The sequence below is a fragment of the uncultured Fibrobacter sp. genome (assembly GCF_947305105.1).
Lineage (GTDB): Bacteria > Fibrobacterota > Fibrobacteria > Fibrobacterales > Fibrobacteraceae > Fibrobacter.
This window is the reverse complement of record NZ_CAMZCS010000022.1, coordinates 1-22,754: the sequence shown is the minus strand read 5'-3', so window position 1 is coordinate 22,754 and position 22,754 is coordinate 1. Positions and strand designations below refer to the sequence as shown.

The window sequence follows — 22,754 nt, the reverse complement described above, 5'->3', positions numbered from 1 at the left end:
TATTTTTTTCACAAACAATTATGCATTTCTCGAATCGCCCTTACAATTTGGGCCTAAATTATAATGGAAATCACCAATTGGATTATAATCGTAAACACCGGAATTATAACTATTTGAAGCTATAGTAACATTACCCCCATTATTACTACCATTAGAACTTGAATTCGCTTCTCCATTTGACGCAACCGTCGAACTACCTCCATTTGAAGGATTTGAATCGGTTGAAGATCCATCATTTAAGGCTACAGCAGAGGCCTCCGTTGAGGGACTTGACGATGGATTTGAATCAGTGTCGGGAATATCGTCAGCGCTTGCCAAATAATAAACTTGTGCATTCGTTTCTTTTGTATTTACTTTTTTGGCAAAATATGATGTTGATATACCATTGAAATCTGTTATATCAACTTTAACTGCGTCGGACTTCTTCATCTCTTTTGCAAAATATGATGTTGATATACCATTGAAATCTGTTACATCAACTTTAACTGCGTCGAACTTCTTCATCTCTTTTGCAAAATACGATGTTAACTTATCATCAAAATCTGTTACGTCAACTCTAATAACATTATTTTCATCCGCATTTTTAAGTTCATTTCCATCAGAATCCATTTTGATATCATTTATTGAGGATCCATTAACAAGGCTATCTATAATTTTCGTTATTACTGGGATTTTGTTTTCATATCCCATCTTTTCCATGATGAAATTTCGATGATCTTCCGCAGGATGCAAAAAAATTTCTAGTTTTTTGTAAGAGTTTGATTCTGTTAAACAGTATTTGGGACAGTAATTATTTTCTCCATACATTTCGCGAAGCACATTCTTCCATTCCGTGCATTTATTTTCCTCGTCTTTGTCCTCATATTTTTTGCTGTTTTTGAAAATTTTTTCTAAAATATTATATAAATTTTCGTTTTTTTGTTGAAGCTTTATGTTCTTTAACTTATCACTATTTTCGTCTAACGTAAAATTATTTTCATCATTGCAAATATAGCGAAGCGATACATACATTTGATAGAACGCTTTTAAAAAACGATCTACATTGTTTGCATGTATCTCAATATTTGAGTATGGATGTTTATACTTATAATCCATTGCTGGAATATCGGGATTATGCAATGCCGTACCATGCCCTGCCCAATAAGTGGAAAAAACATGACAGTCACTTACAGCAAAAGCATCCCCCAACCACATCTTTGTTCCATCTTCATCAGTATATTCATTTTTCTTTGTAACATTAACATTGTTTATAAAAACATCACCATTACCGCAAAACCCTTGATGAGACCATGTGTCAGCCAAAACATGCATGCAGATTCCTATTCTAAACAAAGCTTCATCTCTCTTTCTTTCGCAATACGCTTGTATTTGATTAGCATCTGGGGTATATTCATCATTAGTCGATTGAAGATTCTGCTTAATATAGTTCATAATCTCATTATAAACACTCTTAGCCTTTTCAATCATTTCTTTACACAAATTCGTTGATGTTTTGCATATTTGCAAAAAATCTTCTTTATAAATATTTTCACTTAATTTGGCGTGTGCTCTTTCTGAGTCATTTAATTTTTTAAATTCAACATTTGATTCTAACTCAGGAATATCTAGTGTCTTCGAGGGAATTTCGGGCAAGAAATGAAATGGCATCCACGAGAACATAATCCAATACCTATACGCATACGTAAAGGTTTTGGTTTTCCGCATATCATCCCAAGGATCCAGAATTGTTGTTACTCGTGCTACATTCTTCTTTTCTGCATCTGAATTTTTTGTTTTATATAATTTCGACAACTCCGTTAAATATGCTTGATCAACCGTTTCTGCCGCCCAAGCGATTTTGCAAGCATCTTCATTACTCCATCCTGCTTGTCTTGCGATAAAATACGTTCCATAATAATGACTGTCTAAGTTCATTTATTATTCTCCTTTTAATTTTACATTAATCTTTCAATTTCAATTTCATCATAACGGGCATAGTGTTCTTGGCCAACTGATTTAAAATAATTGACACGGGCATGCAAAGCACGTAACAATTCATTGGTATTTTTGTCCAGTTTAAAATGATTTATCGCTTTATCAACACTCGTCCTTGCGGCGGCCTTGTTATTGATTTCCATATAATATGAAAACAGCATCAATTCCATTTTACCATACAATGTTTTGCTGTAATTTTTCACCAGTTCTTTTTTCAATTCTGATTCAGCTTCTTTCGCCTTACCCAACTTAAACAAGCAATTGGCATAACAAAGTTTAAGATTACCCCTATCATTATTATTCGTTTGCATTGTTTTTAACGAAGCGGCTTTATTTATACATTCAAAGGCTTTATCATAATCATTTAGAACCATGTATATGTTGGCAATATTCAACAAAGTCTGGCCGCAAAGTTTTTCCAATTTCAGTTGTTCTTGCGCCTTTAATATTTCTTCATAAGCATTAAGCGCTTCATCATAGTTTTGATCAGCCAAAAATAGCGCCGCTTTTTTATCCATTTTAAGAAGGGTATCGGCAATGTTTTGCAACGGATTAGTTTTCATGATTCAGTTTCTCCAATTTTTCGATTTCTTTACTTACGAGTTCCGCTCTTTTGGGATTCAAAAAAGGAAGAACCGTTCTCAACAGTAATAATGCATCCACATAATTCTTGTTTTTTTCTTGTCTCAGGCCTTGTCTCAGCATTTCTAAAGAAAGCTTGGTCAATACGCCCGTAAGAAAAGTTTGGTCTTCTTTAGTTTTAATACGGGTCTTCGCATCATAAGCATTTTGCAACGCCAAGCAATAATCCTGAGGCATAATAAAGCCTTGTACATCTTCAAAAGTTATACATTCCTTACTATTCTCATTGATCAGAATATACTCCAATAATTTAAAAGCCATATTATGAATATTGTCTAAAGCTTTATTTCGCATTTCCTCCGATGTACTTTTTTCGACTGCATCAGACGCAAACAACAAAGCTTTTCGACATTCTTTCCTAAAATAGGCAATCTTTGAAAAATTTATAAGTTGCTCCGCAGCGGTATCGCCACATTGATAATACACCAATACTGTAATCGCTTCATTGAAAATCAACTCAGCTTGTTCAAAGCTTTTAGATTCATCTAAAGCAAAAGATATTGCAGTATTAATTTTTTCAATTAATTGTTTAACAATTAATTCAATCTGTTCATCAAATCCTACTGTTACCATTAAAATAGTTCCTTTTTACGTTTAAAATCATTCTTCATACAATCATAAGCAGAAATTCTTTTTTCACTAAACATCGAAATCCTTGATTTTTTTTCGAAAGCATTATCGATATTCTTTTTAGTCAAAGATCGTTCCGTCAAAGAAAAGAAAGATGTTCTTTTTTGAACCATATATTTGAAAATACCTTTTCTTAATACATTAAAAGACCCGTTTTCAAAAGCATTTCTTTTACCGTTATTATCGGTATCAAAAAACATTTCATCTTGTTTTTGAGAACAAGATGACGTCATATTAAGACTTCTATCACCTGTAATAGAAATAGCGCTATTCGAAGCAATGTTTTTATAATCACTCTTTATTTCAGCGAAATCTTTTTGGGGCGCGGGCTTTACTTTTTCCGAATTTATAGAATCCCTTGATTTTTCAGGATTAATAGAAGAAGCCTTGGGAGGTTCTGTATTTATAGAGTTGAATTTCGATTCTTTACCGGTTTCTGGTTTACTCGGTTTCTCTACGCCTAGCACTTCACTTGCGACGAATCTCGGTTTCTCGAAATCCGCCATCACATTTGTCTTTTCAGAATCTCTAGAAGCCTTTAACGATTCCGTACTTATGGCGCTGAATTTTGCGTCTTTACTGGATTCTGCCTTACTCGGCTTTTCTACGCCAAGAACCTCTCTGGCGACGGTTTTCGGTTTATCGAAATCCGGCATCGCGCTTGTCTTTTCAGAATTTCTAGAAGCTTTAGACAGTTCCGGATTTATGGCGCTGAACTTTGCATCTTTGTTGGTTTCGGCCTTGTTCGGCTTTTCTACGCCAAGAACCTCTCTGGCGACGGTTTTCGGTTTCTCGAAATCCGCCATCACATTTGTCTTTTCAGAATCTCTAGAAGCCTTTAACGATTCCGTACTTATGGCGCTGAATTTTGCGTCTTTACTGGATTCTGCCTTACTCGGCTTTTCTACGCCAAGTACTTCTCTTGCGACGAATTTCGGCTTTTCGAAATTCGACATCGCACTCGTTTTTTCAGAATCTCTAGAAGCCTTAGATGGTCCCGTACTTATGGCGCTGAATTTTGCATCTTTGCTGGTTTCGACCTTGTTCGGCTTTTCTACGCCAAGAACCTCTCTTGCGGGAAGTTTTGTCTTTTTTCGATTTGCAAATGGCTCTGTTTTTTTAGAAACATCAGGCTCCTTAATAGGTGCGGCAATCATCGGTCTACTTTTTTCTATAGGAGCCTTAGATTTTTCCGTACATACAGAAGGACTTTCAACTTCTTTGCTTGTCCCCACAGAATAACGCGAACCCCCCGCCGTAGAGACATTTTCCACAGGAAAAACAGACTTTTCCAAATCAACAACTGGAGCATTAATAATTTTTAAATTTTCTACAGATTCACGCAAGGACTTGATGCCAAGACCAGCCTTCATACAAGAATCAAAAGAAGACCTTTCAGAATCATCATAAGTCCATACAGGAAAATTCGTTATCAATCCATCTTTTTTTATAGAGTTTTTTTCTATAAAAAAACGTTTTGAGCCTCTATTACCTCTTATGGAATCCCGTATTTTTTCTATAGCAAGAGAACCAAATCCATTTTCAAAAAAATCCTCAGAAAAATCAATGTTTAAGACATTTTCTTTAACATTTGCTTTTTGAGAATCATTCTTGCCAGAACCCTTCGCCGAGGCATCTTCGCCATCCCCATTGGAATTTTCTTCTTCTGCAGGAATATCCGCATCGGCTATTTCGGATATAATTGACGAGTTGTCTTCGGAATCAGCATATTCTTCCGAAAACAATAAGCCTTCGATATTTTCTAATAACGATTCATCTATAATTTCATTTTCATTCATATTTTTTTATCGAAGGGAAAAATTTGTAAATGAGCACTTTCAATGATTTTTTCATCAAAAATGCTCATTTTAACAAGCTAAAGATTCGACACAATCGGTATCAAATCATTAGAATTTTTATTCGTTAGTTGAAGAGGTTGGAGAGGTTTGCTCTTCTTCCAGCTTCTTAGTAGCAGCTTCAATTTCAGCAGTTACACGCTGAGATTCAAGTTCAAAAATCTTGTTCATTGCCTGATTTCTCATATCAATCACTTGCGCAATAATCGTATTAGGCGGAACAGGAACCAAACGAGTTCTCAGCAAGCTTGAGCCTTCTGCACTGTAATTATACTTGCTAGAATAAGTTGCATCTACCGTAGTCGTTCTTGCTGTAGACTTATTTCTCCAGAAGTTTTTCTTGTTGGTTTTAGTTTCCGTTTTGACATTACGTTCCGAAGAAGATTCATAGCTCATGGAAATTGCCATTTTCACTTCGATTACCGTTTCAGCAAACTGATAGAATGTCGGCTGGAAACCGGCTCCAATCATCGATGTTTTGTACGGGGTATCGACAATTTCTATGCCATAATTTTTGTCTCGATTATTTTGACCACTCCGATAAGACATGGTAACCATAGGCAGTTCAACCGTATCCGCTTCACCCATCAATTTTAAAATTTCGATGGAATTGTGATCCAAGGCACACTGAGCCTCAGCAATTGCCATACCCAGGCTAGCCACCATATCGCCGAACGGCACATCCAGTAATTGTTGTCCAATACTCATATTATTTTTCCTTTTTTGTTAGTTGTTGTTTGTTGTTAATTGTTTATTTGTTTAGGTAACCGAATCGTTTTCTTACGAAGAATCCGAACTCGTTTCAGTTGCAGGAGCAGGGCTATCACTAGCAGTTTCTTCCTTCGCAACTTTTTCTTCGATTAACTTAAAAGTTTTCTCGAATTTTTTCTGTTCCAACTGAGCCTTCAAATCCAGCAGTTTCTGCATGAACGTGTTGGGAGGAACAGGTGTGATTTTCGTCCTAATCAAGCTAGAACCTTCCGCAGAGTAAGAATACTTTGCCGAAAAGGACGCACTCACAGATGCACATGCGCAGGTAAAGCTAGCCGATGCAGAGGCTTCAACAGAAGTACACATCGAAATGGAAATTTTAACTTCAATGATTGTATCAGTAAACTGATAAAAAGTCGGCATAAATCCAGCTCCAATTAAGGACACTGTTTCCGAACCTTCCAAAGAATCACCGAAATTAGGAATTTCAATTCCGCACGTCTCTTTGTCGCCCATCAGTTTAGCAATCTTGCAACTGGTCATGTCCATTTTGAACTGACCTTCAGCAATAGCATTTGCCAACTGCATGACCATATCCCCGAACGGAACATTCAAAAGTTCTTGTCCGATTGACGCCATATTGATTATTCCTTTTTGATTAATAATTTGCAAACAGAAGATTTTTCCAAAGAAGCATATCTTTTTCGAACATCCTGTTCAGACTATTTTTTTATCCGACTATATTCCTTTTTTGAATGCAACCCAAAACCGTTCAGCAAACACATTGCTGAAATCCATTTTGGTCATTACACTCTTTTTGGCAAACCTCCTGAATGAAAATGAACCTTTATTATGTCAAATAACTATTTTGTTATTGGCACCGCCTGAATTGAAATTTTAATGCTACTTAAACTATCTTCAGACGTCTCGTTGGCACTAGGAGCAACGAATTTGATAGGATTTTCTTTATCATTTTGACTATCGTCAAACACACGTACCTTCAAATCAACATCCATACTGTTAATGACATATTGAGCGAGTTTATTATCAGACGAATGTTCATCATTAAATTTTTTTATTGTTTCATTCAAAAATATTGATATATCATTTGTCGAATAAGTAACAGTGTTACTTTTTACTAGATTTTCATATTTTTCCTTCATTTGCAAATAATCATTATGAGCTTTGACATAAGCAGCCTTTTGGTTCTCAGCTTCAATCATTGTAGAATCAAGCTGGACCTGTTTTTGGGCCAATTCAGATGATTTTTTTTCCAAAGCATCATTCATCGCATCATATTCTTTTTTAGCTTTGTCCAAATCATTGAAAACATTGCTTAATATTTTTTTATCATCATCTTTAGTTAAAACCAATGTATTTAATTGAGTTATCAAATCTTGCGCTGCAAACACCCTTTTAACAAGTCTACCTTCAACAGCAATTTGATGCGCAAATTCTTTCTTTTCATCAGCCATAATTTTTCTCCAGGTTAAATTTTCTTCACTTCAACTTCAGGAACAACACCCAGGTTCAAAAGGGTATTCTTCAAAGGATACTGATCAACCACTTTTATCTTCGTAGAATCGTCCCAATCAACGGCATCTTCTGGCGTAATTTTATAGGTTGAAATACTCATCTTTTCAAATTCAGATTTCAAGTCTTCCATGGTCGTAACAGCGCTCAAATCCGACATATAACGCCTTGTCACAAACTTATCATTCGCAGGAATCGGAACTATTCTAAGCCTGACAGAGCTCTCTTCTTTCTTTGAAGATTTGAACAAGTTTGAATATGTCGCGTTACTAGGTAATACGCTAATATCAGTTTTACTAATAGTTCCATCTTCTCTTTTTTCTTCGTAAACCGAATAATCCATTTTCATGGTAAATTCAACTTCTGGCATCACATACCATGTAGCCTGTAGTCCCATACCATACAAGCGGTCATCTTTCAAAATTTCATTTTGGATATCCAATGAATTCAGATCCAATTCATGTTGAGCGCGCGCAACTCCCCTACCCAGTTCCGTAATAACACTTGACAAATCAGAATAAATGCTAGGGGTCGTATTTTCCGTAATGATTTTTTCTTTTAAAACAGGCTTTTCACAAACAAAATCCCTTGCAGAATCAACTTTAGCCTTCTGTAATTTCAGAATAACAGCTTCCGTGATATTTGTACGAGGATTTGCTTCCTTTAATTTTTCCAGAATTACAGAAGTACTTGTGTTTTGTATTTCTTTTACAGAATAAATACCGGCTTCAACAAATTCGTACGCCATGTCATAGGACATTGTCTCCATACGAAGCAATTCAGCTTGAACAGCCCAATGAGTAATAGTGGCTACAGGAAGTTTTGTTTTTTCCGCCAACTCAGCTCTTTCTTCGGGCGTACGAGTAGCATCACAAAAACGCCTTAGACTTTTAATATCGGCTCTTGACGCTAAAATATTTTCCATTTTGTTGTCAACGCCAGCAATACTAATTAGTGTACCAGACATATCATTTTTCTCTTTTTTAAAAGTTTAAAATAACATTATTGTATGTTTCAATATAAGCTATCCATGACAAAAAAGCGTGATAAGCAACAAAGTAATTTTTATTTTACAAACGAAGTAATAATATAACAGAACAACGTATTACAATGACGCACAACATAACATACACATAAAAAAAGCCCCCTACTCCGCAAGCAGTTGACTTCTAATTTATTTTCAAAACTGACTTCTAATTTATTTTCAAGAATGCAAAAAAAAAGGCCGCATCGCTGCGGTCCTTTGTTAATGCCGGATTGAGATTGCTTCACCCCTATTCGGGGTTCGCAATGACAAGAAGTAGTGGAGGCAATTATTCCTAATCACCAACCACTAACCACTGTTTACTAATCCTTACCATAAACCTTTTCGGCGTAGGTCACGGTAGCGCCGAGGTATTCGCGGTTCATCTTGGCGATGTAATCGACGGTGATACCCTTCGGGCATGCAGCCTGGCATTCGTAAAGGTTCGTGCAGTTGCCGAAGCCTTCCTTGTCCATCTGGGCGACCATGGCCAAAACGCGCTTCTTGGCCTCGACCTTGCCTTGCGGCAAGAAGCTGAGGTGAGAGACCTTCGCAGAGACGAAGAGCATTGCAGAAGCGTTCTTACAGGCAGCCACGCAGGCACCGCAACCGATACAGGCAGCAGCGTCGAAGGCGCGGTCGGCATCAGCCTTGGGAACCGGAATCACGGATGCTTCAGGAGCGGCACCGGTGTTGACGGAAACGAAGCCGCCAGCCTGGATGATGCGGTCGAAAGCGGTACGGTCGACAACGCAGTCACGGATAACCGGGAATGCGGCGGCGCGCCACGGTTCGATCACGATGGTGTCGCCATCCTTGAACTTGCGCATGTGAAGCTGGCAGGTGGTGGTCGCATGGTCGGGGCCGTGCGGCATACCGTTGATGACGAGAGAGCACATACCACAGATACCTTCGCGGCAGTCGTGGTCGAAGGCGAAGCCTTCCTTGCCCTGCTTCATCTGTTCTTCGTTCACAATGTCGAGCATTTCCAAGAAGGACATGTCCGGAGAAACATCGTTGATCTTGACAGTTTCGAACTGTCCCTTGGTGTTGGCATCCTTCTGGCGCCAAATCTTCAAAGTCAAATTGAGTCCGCTCATTATTTGTAGCTCCTAGTAACAAGGTGGACGTTATCAAAGGTAAGGGGTTCCTTGGAGAGTTCCGGCTTCACGCCGTCGCCCTTGTATTCCCAGGCGCCCACGTAGCAGAAGTGTTCGTCGTCGCGCTTGGCTTCGCCTTCTTCGGTCTGGCTTTCTTCACGGAAGTGACCGCCGCAAGATTCTTCGCGGTGCAGAGCGTCGAGCGTAAGCACTTCGGCGAATTCGAGGAAGTCAGCCACACGGCCGGCACGTTCGAGGTTCTGGTTGAAGGAACCTTCGGAACCGAGCACGTTGACGTTCTGCCAGAATTCTTCGCGGAGAGCCGGAATCTTTTCGAGAGCAGTTTCCAAGCCCTTCTTGTTACGGGCCATGCCCACATATTCCCACATGATGTTACCGAGTTCACGATGGATATCGTTGACCGTGCGGTGACCCTTGATGGAAAGGAGCTTGTGGATGCGTTCTTCGGTCTGCTTCTTGCAGTCTTCGAACGCGGCATCGGATTCGGAAACCTTTTCGAGCTTGGTGCCGGCAAAGTAACCGCCGATGGTGAACGGAATCACGAAGTAACCGTCGGAGAGGCCCTGCATAAGAGCAGAAGCACCGAGGCGGTTTGCACCGTGGTCGGAGAAGTTGGCTTCACCGAGAACGAAGCAGCCCGGGATGGTGGACATCAAATCATAGTCGACCCAGAGACCACCCATGGTGTAGTGGATAGCCGGGAAGATGCGCATCGGGACCTTGTACGGGTCTTCGTCGGTGATCTTCTCGTACATCTGGAAGAGGTTGCCGTACTTGGCAGACACACCGGCAACGCCCATGCGCTGGATAGCGTCGGCGAAGTCGAGGTAAACGGCCTGCTTGGTGTTGCCCACGCCGAGACCGGCGTCGCAAACCTGCTTGGCGTTACGGGAAGCCACGTCACGCGGGACGAGGTTACCGAAGCTCGGGTACTTCTCTTCGAGGTAGTAGTAACGGTCTTCTTCAGGAATCTGGTCCGGGCTACGGGTATCGCCCGCCTTGCGCGGGACCCAGATACGACCGTCGTTACGGAGAGATTCGCTCATCAAGGTGAGCTTGGACTGCAGGTCGCCGTGGCGAGGAATGCAAGTCGGGTGAATCTGCGTGTAGCAGGGGTTAGCGAACAGAGCGCCGCGCTTGTAGGCACGGAAGGCAGCCGTCACGTTGGAACCCTGGGCGTTGGTAGAAAGGTAGTAGACGTTACCGTAACCACCGGTGCAAAGGCACACAGCGTCACCCACGTGGCTTTCGAGTTCGCCAGTGATGAGGTTACGGACGATGATACCGCGAGCCTTGCCGTCGATAACGACGAGGTCCATCATTTCGCGACGCGGGAACATCTTGACCTTACCGGCAGCAACCTGGCGCATGAGGGCCTGGTAGGCACCGAGGAGGAGCTGCTGACCCGTCTGGCCACGAGCGTAGAACGTACGGGAAACCTGCGTACCACCGAAGGAACGGTTGTCGAGGAGGCCACCGTATTCACGACCGAACGGAACGCCCTGAGCGACGCACTGGTCGATGATGAGGTTGGAGTTTTCGGCCAGACGGTGCACGTTGGCTTCGCGAGCGCGGAAGTCACCGCCCTTCACGGTATCGTAGAACAGACGGTAAACGGAGTCGCCGTCGTTCTTGTAGTTCTTGGCTGCGTTGATACCACCCTGGGCAGCAATGGAGTGCGCACGACGGGGGCTATCCTGGATGCAGAAAGACTTGACGTTGTATCCGAGTTCGGCAAGAGAAGCAGCGGCAGAAGAACCGGCAAGGCCAGTACCCACCACGATCACCGTGAACTTACGCTTGTTGGCAGGGTTCACGAGCTTGAGTTCGAACTTATGCTTGGTCCACTTTTCTTCGATGGAACCACCGGGGATTTTAGAATCAAGAATCATTAGTGGTCTCCTTAAAATTCAGCGTTGAGAGAAACTTGAACTTCACCGACAGAAGGAATCACGAAGCTAGCCTTCTGGGCTTCGTTGGCCTTCTGCTGTTCATACTGCGGCTGGAGGGCGCGGGACTTTTCGATGAGGGCCTGCGTTTCGGGCTTGCCAGACAGGTAGAAAGCACCGGCAGCGAGAACGGCGAAACCGAGAGCGACAACGACGCTATAGACGAGGCCGAACTTTTCGATAAGCGGAGTCCACTTCTGGTGAGCAATGCCGAGCGTCTGGAACGCAGAGGCAATAGCGTGGAAGAGGTGCATGCCGAGAGCGAACATGGCGACCACGTAGAGGGCGGAGAGCCACGGCTTGGAGAAAGCCATGATGGTCGTGAGCCACATGTCACGGACAATCTTGCCATCCCACACGTCCGGGTTGGAGTACAGGTAGTATTCGCCGAACTTGAGGGTCATCAAGTGCCAAACGAGGAACGCGGCAACGATGATACCCGTCCAAATCATGGTGAACGAAGCAAAGGACTTCGTACCCTTGCGGGCGTTGACATCATAACCGACAGAACCGCGAGCGACCTTGTTTTCGATTTTCAGGGTCACAGCGAGGAAAATGTGCAGGGCAGCAGCGCAAATCATGACGAGTTCGACGCCATAGATGAACGGCTTGTAGCCCGTCAGCAACTGGCAGTACGAGTTGTACGAAGCCTGAGCCGCAGCCGGGTCCGGATTAAGCAGCTGGATATTTCCAACCATGTGTCCAAAAACGAACGCAGCGAGCAGAGCTCCCGTGCATCCCATGATCTGCTTCTTACCGATGGACGAGGTAAGATACTTGACGATCCATTGCATTGAGTTGTGTCTCCTTGAGAGGGGTTATTTTTGAAACTTAGAGGACGCAGCAAGCCTTGAGAGAAGGCATCTCGTAGGCGTAGCGTTCGTCGGCCTTGAACCAGAAGTCGAGCTCGCGGGCAGCAGACTCGGGGCTGTCGGAGCTGTGAACGACGTTTTCGGTCATGGACGGGGCAAAATCGTAGCGGAGCGTACCGGGTTCCGCCTTGGCCGGATTGGTAGCACCGTTGATGGCGCGGACCTTGGCAATGGCGTTTTCGCCACCGAGGGCGAGCATCACGGACGGGCCCTTGGTCATGTAGGCTTCGAGTTCCGGGAAGAAGGGCTTCTCGACGTGCTCGGCATAGAAGCCGCGAGCATCTTCAGAAGTCATCTGGTGCATCTTCACGGCGCAGACAGAGAGGCCTGCACTGATGTAACGGTCAATAATACGGCCCACCAAGCCGGACTTGACGGCGTTGGGCTTAATCATGGCGAATGTCATTTCCATTGGGTATACCACCTTTTATTGTGAGTGAGTCAAATATAAGATTTTAGACGAGAGACTAGAGACTAGAGACTAGAATCTAGTGGAAATAATCACGTACTTCGTACGTCCCATTGGGCGGCGTAGCCGCGACTATATTCCCTAGCCTCTAAATCCTAGATCCTAACCCCTACTCTTCCGCTTCGATTTTCTTCATCAGATCGTCGGCGAGTTTTCCGCCGGACCGGATGTTCTCGATGAGCCAGTCGGCCGACTCGGTCAGCTCGCTCTTGGGATACTTCGTCTTGAATTCTTCGAGGACTTCGAGAGCAAGCGAATCCTTGTGCATGTTCTCGGTGAGGATGAACCCACGGCTGAACATGGCCTTCTCGGCATTAGGATCATCGGGCCAAAGCATGTAGTACGACCGGTACTCGCGCTGAGAACGATCAAAATCATTCGTTTCGCTCTTCACATGAGCAATCTCATAAGTCGCTTTCTTCACGAGCGTGTCGTTCTCGGGATAACGGTTGCGCAGCCCTTCCCAACCGACAATGACTTTTTCCAGTTGCTGCGCATGATAGAGCGAATCCAAGGCCAAAACGGCAGAATCAAGCGAACGTTCTTGCGGCAAAAGGTTGATAGAATCCACATAGAGGGAGACCTTGGCTTTGCTCCAAGCATCTGTCGTGACACGCTCCCACTTGGCATTGCGGTACGGAACAATCGTCTCGGAGAACAAACGATTCACGGATGTTTCGTAATCGTCCGGCAGGAAATCTTCCAAGCGGTAGTAATAGGTACGCTTCATGAGGGAACGCGGCATTTCGAGCCAAATAGAGATATCCTCACGGGAAGCATCATAACCCAAGTTCGGGTGCGCCGGATTTCCGATTTTATCGAACACAGCCTTGAGCGTATCCTCAGGATAATCCACAGCGTGCCTAATTCTGTATTCAAACAAATTACACACAAACTCCAGAGCGCTATTGCGGACCAGAGCCCTGTATTCCCAAGAATGGTCCACCTTGCGCTTGCGAGCCTCGTGAGCAAAAGCAATATTCTGCATCAACGAATTGACAATGTTGTCATGGGTCCTGCGATTTTTCGGTATGCTAATATTTGCGGCATACACGTCATTGACATCGCTTTCGCGGACTACAGGTTCCCCATTCAAGGTAACCAGCACATACGTAGAATCCAGGTCGTAACTGATGCCGTTCTTGATTTCGTTATCGATGGCAACACGCACCTGTTCAAGAGTCTTCTGGCGGGACGGGACCACCGCAGCAAGATAGAACACATGGAACGTTTCGCCCATGAACGTGCGAATCGGCTTGGAAACAGTACCTATCGGCTTATCTTTGAACTGTCCGAACATCGGCGACATGTCGCCAATACCATAAGGCAGCACATGCTTTTCGAGGACCTTCCCCACATAACCGTCATTTGCCGCCGTTTCCTTGTTGATGCTATTATCGCGAGCAATCTTCTTGAATTCCTCGATATCCATGCTGTCGGTATAGAACAACGCAGCAAGAGCCACAGAATCCGCCATTTCGACGTGGTAAACTTCAAATCCCGGTTCTGTCATGAACCAGTCCTTGTGTTTCTGGTAATATTCCTCGGGGGTCGGCGGAACGATTGGCACCAAAACCAAGTTGTAGACCTTTTCCAAGGAATCCCCCATCGTATTGACCAATCTTTCACGAAAGTCGCGTATGAACTGGGCGCTCAACTGCTCGCTGGACGTGTCGACATTTCCGCCTTCGGCTACTTTTTTCTTGATGAATGCCGCCAAAGAATCCGCATTTCGCTCGAGGAAGAGCTTTTCTGCGACCTGGTCACGGACAACCATGTACTCAGTCGTATCGCCAAAGAGGGAACGATGGGCATCGAAATAAGCCTTGAGTTCGCTATCACTGAACATCAGACGGTCCATCGCATAAAAGCGCTGGAAAGCAAAAGTCAAAAGATAGTTGTCTACCGTCCGGCTGCGATTTTTCAAGGAGTCCTTAAGTTCGGGGAAACGAGTCAAGGCGTCGGAATAGATGGCATTACGGCTGAACAGCGATGCAATTGATGACTTCACGTGTTCCGACTTGCTGCTTTCTCCATGCAGGCGAACCATCAAATCGATGTCTTCCTGATAGATTGACTCGCCGTTCACGCGGCCAATTATGGTGTCTTTATCGCCAATGGAATTGCACCCCGTAAACAATAACGCACCTAGCGCGAGGAGCGCCAAAAACTTCTTTTTCATTGCTGTCCTCATCATATGAGCCAAACGGCTGGAAAATGTTCCGATAAGCCCAATATAAAAAAAGTTCGTTGCGAAATGGTTACGCCAAGCGTACAGATAGGCGACATACCAGAAGCCCCCCAAGAAAGGCCTCCATAAGTGATTATAAAACAACAAGTTACGAAAAAACAGGCTCTTTTTTTTCTATATTCTTGACGCACTTGAAAAAAGTAGCTACGACATTCCTCAGGATCATCCTTTTCCCGATGATCGTTGTGGGCGCTATATCCGCATGCGCCTGGTTTGTTGATTATATAGTCCCATACTATTTGTCGAACGAGCATACCTTCGGGGACACGACGATTATCCCCTACGGCTACCACGAGGGTTCACTCCTCAATCCGTCTTGGGACTCCGTCAAAGTTGTAAACGGATCGACGACGGTCATACTCAGGAACGTGTCCCTGGACTTGACCCTCCTGAATCCGCAATCCCGCGGCGTAGCCCTCAACCTCGGCGAACTGGATGCAAAAATCGAAGTCCCTCCCGAAGACAGCACAAAAGAAACCACCCTGGAATCCCCGGAATTTCCTGAAAAGGCAAAATTCTACATCCCGGTCAAGCTGAATATCGGAAAGGGAAACGTCGCCCTATCCAACGGCAACAGCTGGAGTTTCGAGAAATTCTCCCTCAACAGCAAAGGGAAACAATCAGCCGCCCTTGCAGTAAGCAACGTCCAGGGCTCGCAAATCCCGCACCCGGCAGGGACAAAAATCAACGTAGACTTCAGTTCGAGCAATCTAAAAGTCCACGGCAAACTCTACTCGCAGGGCGACTCCCTTGACCTCGTCGTGATGGCTCCAAAAGACAACATGCTGGACATCGCCTCCAGCGTAGAAACCGATGTCGACAACCTGGAGGAGTGGCTCCCCTTCGATTGGCCCCAAAAGGCACCGCAAATAACCGGCATCCATGTCAAGGCGAACGTCAAGACAAATATCAGTTCAGGAGAAATTTCCTACGAGGGAACGGCAAAAGCCCACGCAAGCGAAATCTACCCGCTTCTCGCCCTAGACGCTGCCATCGAGTTCGATGGAAACGACAAGGACATCCACATCAACGCGAAACTCAAGAACAGAGAAGGAGGCTCCATCGAGCTGGATGCCGATATCTGGAGAAACGGCAACATAGACCTTTACGGCAACGTCAAAAACATGAATGCCCAGTTCGGGCCGCAGACAATGCCCCTCGACCTCACCATCCACTCAGCCGAGCTCCGTGGCAAGAAAATCCATGCCATCGTGGAAACGAGACAGGGTTCCAACATCGACGCAAACATAAACTTCGAAAAAGATTTCAACATCACCTACGTCGGCGACATTTCCCCATACGAACCATGGGCCATTGACTGGAGCAAAGGAAACCTCGTACTGGGCAAGACGACCAAGGTGTACGGTTCGTTCAAAGACTCCCACATGCACGCCCTGGTCAAGTTCGACACCATCCCCTTCGCCTACCACATGACGGCCGATTCCATGGAGACCACGCTCGACCTGTACAAAGACAGCATCGTATTCTCCGACGGCATCATCTACACGCCCAAGGAGACCTTCGACTTCGTGGGCGATGTTGTCTGGGCCAACAAGGATCCGCACACATCATGGAAAATCACCCAGCGCCACGGGGGCGTCGGCCAGGCATACATCTACATCATCGACTCCACAGCCATTCAGAGCAAGGCTGACAACGTGGCCTTCGAGACGATTCCCTTCGCCCGTTTCAAGTTCAACGAGAACCTGAGCGGCAACGTCACGGGATTTTTCAACAAGAACTTCGACACAAACATTGCAAGCCTCGATGTCGCTGTCGACGGAGAATACAAGCCGTTCAAGTTGCAGATGAACACTCGGGCCAGGCAAAACGGGGATTCCATATTCATTGACAAGTTCGAAGCCATCCACAACCACAACAAGGTCGAGGCCGAGGCTTCGTTCATCTTGCCGAACGATTCGAACCCGGACTTTGAACCCACGGGAACACTCCCGGTGCAAGTTATCCACGCATGGGCGTCGGCCCACGAATTCGGCATTCCGCTCCTGCTTGAACCCCTCAACGACACGACATTCTCCTCGGGCCTCATCACTGGCGACATCGCATACAACGAAGGGCAGGGGCTCGTAGGCAACATCGATTTCAGGGATCTCGAATTCAGCAACATTCCCACGCAGCTTTTCTGCATTCACAAGATGAATCTTTTCGCCGAAGCAAGCAAAATTGAACTGAGCGCCTACCTCGGAATCGGCGGCGGCGGATGGACAGGAAACACGCAAGTCATCGTGGACAACGTATTCAAGCCCGAAAGGCACGTGAGCCTCACGCACAACAGCGACAACGGCGGCAACCTCTGGGCCGAAGGTTTCATCGACACGAATCTGGTGTTTACAGGAAAATTGAACGCCAACGGTTCCTGGTTCATTCCGGGTTCCATCAGCGAAATCAGTCGGACCGACTTGCAGATCGAAGCGAAGGCCAACTTGCGCGAAGGCATCAAGGGTATCACGGCAGACATCCGCATGGACTCCACGCTGTACCAGCCCCCCAAGTTCAGCTACCAGTTCCCCATCAAGGTTCGCGGGCACATGGAAAACGCCTTACTGGACATCTACGAAATGGAGACGCGCAACGACAGCGGCGAAACCGTTTCGGGCAAGCTCCAGTTCGACATGGACAGTCTGAGACTCAAGGAATTCAGTTTCCATTCCGACCGGTACACATTCCAAACAGCCCGTCACGTGTTTGTCGCAGACGACATCAACGGTTCTCTGGAAAACTCGGATGACTCCGTGACAATCAAGGCAACAGTCCCTTTAATCCAATACCAGTTCCACGACGAGACCCTTGGCGATGCCACCGCAATGGGTAGCGGGAAATTCAACCTCTACATCCCCCACAACAAAGACGGCATTATCCAGAACAAGACCCTGAACGGGGAACTGCTGGTAGACAAACTTGTCTACACCAAAGAACTGGACATCGAAATCACCCCGAATTCGATAGACAAGTTCATCACGATGTTCAACAACGCCATTATCAAGTTGCGCAAGAAAGACGCCCAAGAAACAAAGATTTCCACGGCAAGCCCCATCAACCTCGCCGTCCACGTTACAGAAACCCAGAAAGATTCCGTAGAAATCATCACTCCGTTCGCCCAATTCCCATTCACGTTCGACATCTGGGTCCTCGGCACGACAAACAGGCCCCTGTTGCGCGGCGACGTCGGCAACTCGAACAACGGATTCATCGGAGTCAAGGACATCTACCAGTTCGACCTGAATTCCTTCAACATCAGCTGGAACAACGTCCCGTGGCAACATGGTGTTGTCGATGTTTCAAGCCAGCAAGAACTCCCCTACTGCTCTGCAACAGACGATAACGACAACGAGGACACCTGCCCTGTCAGCTTGAACATTCAAGGGACCATCACAAACCCGCAACCAATTCCCAGTTCGAACTGCGGTAACGAAGCCACCTCGGCAGCCATTTACTACAACATCTTCCTCGGGTGTATCGCAGACGACAACGGCGAAGCGACGGACTGGAACAAGCTTGCAGGCAAGGCTATCGGCAAAGTCCTGACCACTACCGCAAACCGCACGCTGGGTGGCGACTACATCGGAGATATCGACATGAAGGTCATGCTGTTCAACAGCAACGCCTCCAACGAAAAAGATTCCAGCTACTTCAAGATTCCTGTCTCGCTGGACCGCTGGGTCAAAGACCTGAGCCTCATCTTTGGTTACACACAAGACCAGAGCGAAACCCCGACTTACGACCAGGCTCTGGAATTCGGCATCAACTACACCTTGCCCGTATTCAGGGACAAGGATTATTCGCACAAGAACCACCTCAATCCGAGCCTTTCCCTCAGCGGCATGCTGATTTCCAAGCAATACTTGACGAACACAGGTACCGAAGGTAACGAGAACCGCATTGAAAAGAACATCGGTTTCGGCTATGTTTACCGTTACTGGAATCCATGTCTGTTGCACCTGGGGTACTGTGAAACTATCGAACCGGATTACAAACAGGAGGAGAAAAGATGACGAATAAGATTCTCATCCTCCTCGCCTGCCTCATTGGGATATGCCTCGCCGAAGAAGGCATAAAGCATCCGTGGTACATGGAATTCCGTGGGAACAACGTGTTCTCCAACTTCCAGATAGAAGAACAAATCGACATTCCCGACGAGTTCGGCCAGCTGGACACGACCAAGCAAGACTTTCTGATGCGCCTATCCATCGAGAACCTCAAGGCGCTGTACTACTCACGCGGATATTTCAGCCTCGAAATGAGCCTGGACATCCGCAGGGAACACATCTCGCAAGACAGCGTGCAGCGCGGCTACATCATCTTCATCAACGAAGGCGAGCGTTACCGTTTTGGCGGGACAAAGGTCATCGCCCCCGACACGAACGCCATCGAAATAAAGACCACCTCGCTAGAGACCTCGAAAGACAACTATTATTCCCAAGACGACATTTCCAAAGACATGCAAACCATCATGGACGTTTACAGGCAAGAAGGATTCCTGCACACGCAAGTTTCGTCGGTGGAAATGCTCGACACGGTCAACAAGAAAATCTACGTGGAAATCAGCGTAAGGCCGGGCGCCAAAGTCATCATGGGTAACATCAGGAGTACAACCGCTCGCGTGCAAGACCGTGGCAACAGAGGGGAAAAGAGCGAAGAAGGGCTCTCCGACACAGCCTGGCTCTCGTCACTCTGGAGAATCCCCAAGGGAGAGACCATCGACGGTAAGCAGTACAACTCCTTCAAGAACAAACTTTTCTCGACCCAACTGTTTACACAAATCCGCCTCGAAGACTCCCTGCGCACAGACGGACTTTCCGACGTTCACCTCAATGTCACGGAGCGCGTCCCCGGAGACGCCCGCTACGGGTTCTTCTTCGAAGAAATCTACGGGTTCGGCGCACAGGCTTACGCACGACACAAGAACTTCTTCGGGCGGTTCAACGAATTCTCGACAAACTTCCAGATAGCCCAGCACAAGCAAGAAATTTCGGCAGGCTATGCAAACCCGCTCCTGTTCGGGACCTCGTTCACGATGATTCCCACGGCAATCCGCTTTGAAGACCGACTGACGTTCAACCACGAAAAAATCAACCCCCCGGCCTACCCGGACAGCATCGAAGAGCGTTACGAAGTCATCAACCGTGGAGACCTCACCTTCGGCATTACGCAACACATCCGTTTCCGCGGAACGTTCGACACCCGTTACGTGGACAAGAACGACGAACGCCTCTTCAAGCTCAAGACCGAAGTGGCACTCACCTTTGACTACACCGACGACTACTTCAACCCGACCAAGGGTATTCGCTTCGCCCCGACAACAGGCGTTGGCACCAACTTGAAGGGAGGCCTCGATTCCCCGCACATGATTGGCAACCCCTATACTTACGCAGAAGCGACCACGAACCTTTATTTCCCGCTCTTCTGGACATTCTACGGAGCCTTGAGCGGAAGCTGCGGCCGATTCTTCAACGAGGCCATCGAAGACGACGCCCGCGTGTTCTACCAAGGTGGTTCCAGGTCTGTGCGTGGCTACCGTTTCCGCAGTATCTACGCAAGCTATACCAGCACCGAAACCGACAAGAACGGCAAGGAAAAAGAGGTCATCAACACGGGCCTGACTCCGCAATACCTCAGGCTCAACCAGGAAATCCGCTGGACAATCCCCGTCAGGAGCTGGCGCAAATGGCAAATCGTGCAGTTCTTCGACTGGGCCAAGGTCACCGACGCCGACGACGGGCTGTACGAAGAAGAAGAAGACGCGAGCTTCGGTTTCGGCCTCCGCTACAGGTGGCAGTTCCTCACGTTCAGGCTTGACTACGCGTTCAAGAAACAGTTCCAGGACATGAGCCTAAGCGAGCCCTTCGCCTGGGGCCGCTTCGCGTTTGACCTTTCACACACGTTCTAGTTGCAGTAAGCCACGACCGATTCGGCCGGGTTCTTGATGAAGCGGAGAGCAACCTTGTTCTGCTTCACGGCTTCCATCTGCACGTTCTCGGACGGCCGAGAAACCAGTTCGATGCAGCGCCAGTCGGCACGGACGGCGGCAAGCTGCATTTCTTCGGTACGGCACTTGATACTCAGGCATTCGTAGGCGTGGTAGTCCTGCTTGACAGCAGCCACAAGCATCTTGACCGACGGACGTTCCACATCCTGGATAATCTGCCAGTCGTGCTCGATTGCCGCGACCAAAGTCGCCTCGCCGGGATGGCGGACGAGCTTAAAAGCATCCATGTTCTGGCGCACCGCCTCGGCCCAAAGTTCATCACTCGCATTGTCTATCTTGCGGATGATTTTCCAGTCGGCACGGATAGCGGCACGGAGCAATTCCGGGCGGTTCACGAACTTGAGCAAGTTGGGTTCGGCGGCAATCGCCTTGCCGAACGATTCATCGTCCATGGAATTGAAAGATTCAACGAGTACCGCACAGGGGCCGCCGTTCACATAAAGAATCGCCTGCACATTCTGCTCAAAAGCAGCCTTCTGCACATTTTCGGTGGGATTCTGGATTAAACTAATTGCATACCAGTTCAATTTGACAGCTTCAAGCTGCTGTTCTTCGGTAGGGTTCTCGATTTTCTTAATTTCGGTCCAAGATTGCATAAATCCTCAAAATTTCACGATAAAAATAATCATTTGTGGACGGTTTCGCGGTAGATCGACGCAAGCGAGCCCTTTTGCGCCGACACATCGCTCACAGAAATTCCCGCAGCCTCCAAGGCGCGGTTCACGGCGGAAACATCGACAGGTGCGGTCAACCTCACGGTAAAATCGGTATTGCAAGAATCGTCCGGCAAGGCTTTCCCGGCTTTCAGGATGCGCCCGCCATCGATAATCGCATAATGCGTGGCGTACTCTTCCATCTCGGCGAGAATATGCGAACAGACAATCGCCGTGCCGCCCTCTTCGTTGCGCCAGTCCTCTATCATTTTCCAGACACATTCACGCGAGACCGGGTCGAGGTTCGCCACCGGTTCGTCCAGAATCAGTAGTTTCGGGTTCGGCAGGAGCGCACGCAGCACCTGCACCTTCTGGCGGTTCCCGAGCGAAAGCATCCCCATGCGGGAATTCAGGTTTGCAAGGCCCAGCCGCGAAGCGAGCATTTCAGCACGTTCACGCGACGAGCCCCCCGGAAGGCAAGCCCCCTCGACCATCCCGTAGAACCCGGCAAAGTAGCTCAGGTATTCCTCGACGGAGAGTTTCGGATAAATCCCCGGGTTCTCGAGCAACACGCCACAGCGCATCATGTCGAGGACACCGCGGTCGGAGCGCAATGGTTCAGCCACATCCACAGTGCCATCGAAATTCGCGAAACGCCCGCACAAAAGTCGAAGCAACGTCGTCTTCCCCGCCCCGTTCGGGCCAAGGAGCGCAAAGAAGGAGCCCTCCGGAATCTCGAGATTCACCGAAGACAACGCTTGCGCGCCGGCACCCGGATAACGGAAGGAAACATCTTGCAAAAGGATTGCGGCCATGAGGGGAAATATAGTAAGTGAGCAATGAGGTCGCGACCTTCGGTCGCTTTGAGCGATGAGGTATGAGGTCGGCGCGACGCGCCTTTGAGGAGTGAGGTATGAGGTCGCGACCTTCGGTCGCTTTGAGGTATGAGGTAGTAGGAAGTAGACAGTAGGAAGTAGGAAGTAGACAGTAGGAAGTAGGAAGTAGACAGTAGGACAAATGCGTAAGGCGAGCGCCGCGGTCAAGCTTGCTTGAACATGGCCG

General features: G+C 46.8%; 17 protein-coding genes. 2 read left to right on the top strand and 15 right to left on the bottom strand.

Translation table 11 applies throughout. The features are described from left to right. Positions 1-18: 18 nt before the first annotated feature. The 13 genes from Q0Y46_RS10370 to Q0Y46_RS10310 all read right to left on the bottom strand — a co-directional run bounded on the left by Q0Y46_RS10370 (position 19) and on the right by Q0Y46_RS10310 (position 14,963). The gene (locus Q0Y46_RS10370) at positions 19-1,914 is read right to left on the bottom strand and encodes a DUF6765 family protein (protein WP_297947196.1); all 1,896 of its coding nucleotides are present in this window, start codon (positions 1,912-1,914) and stop codon (positions 19-21) included. A gap of 20 nt (positions 1,915-1,934) precedes the next feature. Further along, positions 1,935-2,537 (bottom strand): hypothetical protein, encoded by a 603-nt coding sequence (locus Q0Y46_RS10365; protein ID WP_297947193.1) that lies wholly within the window; start codon positions 2,535-2,537, stop codon positions 1,935-1,937. Then, positions 2,527-3,189 (bottom strand): hypothetical protein, encoded by a 663-nt coding sequence (locus Q0Y46_RS10360; protein ID WP_297947191.1) that lies wholly within the window; start codon positions 3,187-3,189, stop codon positions 2,527-2,529. Before Q0Y46_RS10360 ends, Q0Y46_RS10365 begins: the two co-directional genes overlap by 11 nt. Continuing rightward, positions 3,189-5,045, bottom strand: coding sequence for a hypothetical protein (locus tag Q0Y46_RS10355; protein WP_297947189.1), 1,857 nt, complete (start codon positions 5,043-5,045; stop codon positions 3,189-3,191). The genes Q0Y46_RS10360 and Q0Y46_RS10355 overlap by 1 nt, the downstream gene beginning before the upstream one ends. A 117-nt stretch (positions 5,046-5,162) precedes the next feature. Further along, positions 5,163-5,810 carry a hypothetical protein gene (locus Q0Y46_RS10350; protein WP_297947187.1) on the bottom strand — a complete coding sequence of 216 codons (648 nt, stop codon included), beginning with the start codon at positions 5,808-5,810 and terminating at the stop codon, positions 5,163-5,165. Positions 5,811-5,882: 72 nt separating this feature from the next. After that, positions 5,883-6,485, bottom strand: coding sequence for a hypothetical protein (locus tag Q0Y46_RS10345; protein ID WP_297947185.1), 603 nt, complete (start codon positions 6,483-6,485; stop codon positions 5,883-5,885). Between the two features lie 191 nt (positions 6,486-6,676). Beyond that, a complete protein-coding gene (locus Q0Y46_RS10340; RefSeq protein WP_297947183.1) occupies positions 6,677-7,288 on the bottom strand; it encodes a hypothetical protein in 612 nt (203 codons plus the stop codon). 14 nt (positions 7,289-7,302) lie between these two features. Further along, positions 7,303-8,313, bottom strand: a complete 1,011-nt coding sequence (locus Q0Y46_RS10335) for a DUF4332 domain-containing protein (RefSeq protein ID WP_297947181.1) — start codon at positions 8,311-8,313, stop codon at positions 7,303-7,305. A 380-nt stretch (positions 8,314-8,693) separates the two neighbouring features. Next, positions 8,694-9,470: a succinate dehydrogenase/fumarate reductase iron-sulfur subunit gene (locus Q0Y46_RS10330; RefSeq protein WP_297947179.1), complete on the bottom strand. Its 777-nt coding sequence runs from the start codon at positions 9,468-9,470 to the stop codon at positions 8,694-8,696. Beyond that, the gene (locus tag Q0Y46_RS10325) at positions 9,470-11,383 is read right to left on the bottom strand and encodes a fumarate reductase/succinate dehydrogenase flavoprotein subunit (RefSeq protein WP_295678095.1); all 1,914 of its coding nucleotides are present in this window, start codon (positions 11,381-11,383) and stop codon (positions 9,470-9,472) included. The genes Q0Y46_RS10330 and Q0Y46_RS10325 overlap by 1 nt, the downstream gene beginning before the upstream one ends. Before the next feature lie 11 nt (positions 11,384-11,394). After that, complete coding sequence (locus Q0Y46_RS10320) at positions 11,395-12,234, bottom strand: succinate dehydrogenase cytochrome b subunit (protein ID WP_297947177.1); 840 nt, start codon at positions 12,232-12,234, stop codon at positions 11,395-11,397. A gap of 37 nt (positions 12,235-12,271) precedes the next feature. Next, complete coding sequence (gene ndk, locus Q0Y46_RS10315) at positions 12,272-12,724, bottom strand: nucleoside-diphosphate kinase (RefSeq protein ID WP_290958266.1); 453 nt, start codon at positions 12,722-12,724, stop codon at positions 12,272-12,274. Positions 12,725-12,890: 166 nt separating this feature from the next. After that, complete coding sequence (locus tag Q0Y46_RS10310; protein WP_297947176.1) at positions 12,891-14,963, bottom strand: peptidyl-prolyl cis-trans isomerase; 2,073 nt, start codon at positions 14,961-14,963, stop codon at positions 12,891-12,893. A 200-nt stretch (positions 14,964-15,163) separates the two neighbouring features. Here Q0Y46_RS10310 and Q0Y46_RS10305 point away from each other — a divergent pair, with 200 nt between their 5' ends. Beyond that, a complete protein-coding gene (locus Q0Y46_RS10305) occupies positions 15,164-19,045 on the top strand; it encodes a hypothetical protein (RefSeq protein WP_297947174.1) in 3,882 nt (1,293 codons plus the stop codon). After that, positions 19,042-20,940 (top strand): BamA/TamA family outer membrane protein, encoded by a 1,899-nt coding sequence (locus Q0Y46_RS10300; protein ID WP_297947172.1) that lies wholly within the window; start codon positions 19,042-19,044, stop codon positions 20,938-20,940. The genes Q0Y46_RS10305 and Q0Y46_RS10300 overlap by 4 nt, the downstream gene beginning before the upstream one ends. Here the strand turns inward: Q0Y46_RS10300 and Q0Y46_RS10295 are convergent. Both Q0Y46_RS10295 and Q0Y46_RS10290 read right to left on the bottom strand, forming a co-directional pair. Further along, positions 20,937-21,635, bottom strand: coding sequence for a hypothetical protein (locus Q0Y46_RS10295; RefSeq protein ID WP_297947170.1), 699 nt, complete (start codon positions 21,633-21,635; stop codon positions 20,937-20,939). The two genes, Q0Y46_RS10300 and Q0Y46_RS10295, sit on opposite strands and share 4 nt — an antisense overlap. A 29-nt stretch (positions 21,636-21,664) precedes the next feature. Then, on the bottom strand, positions 21,665-22,507 hold the full coding sequence (locus Q0Y46_RS10290) for an ABC transporter ATP-binding protein (RefSeq protein ID WP_297947168.1): 843 nt from the start codon (positions 22,505-22,507) through the stop codon (positions 21,665-21,667). Between the last annotated feature and the right edge of the window lie 247 nt (positions 22,508-22,754).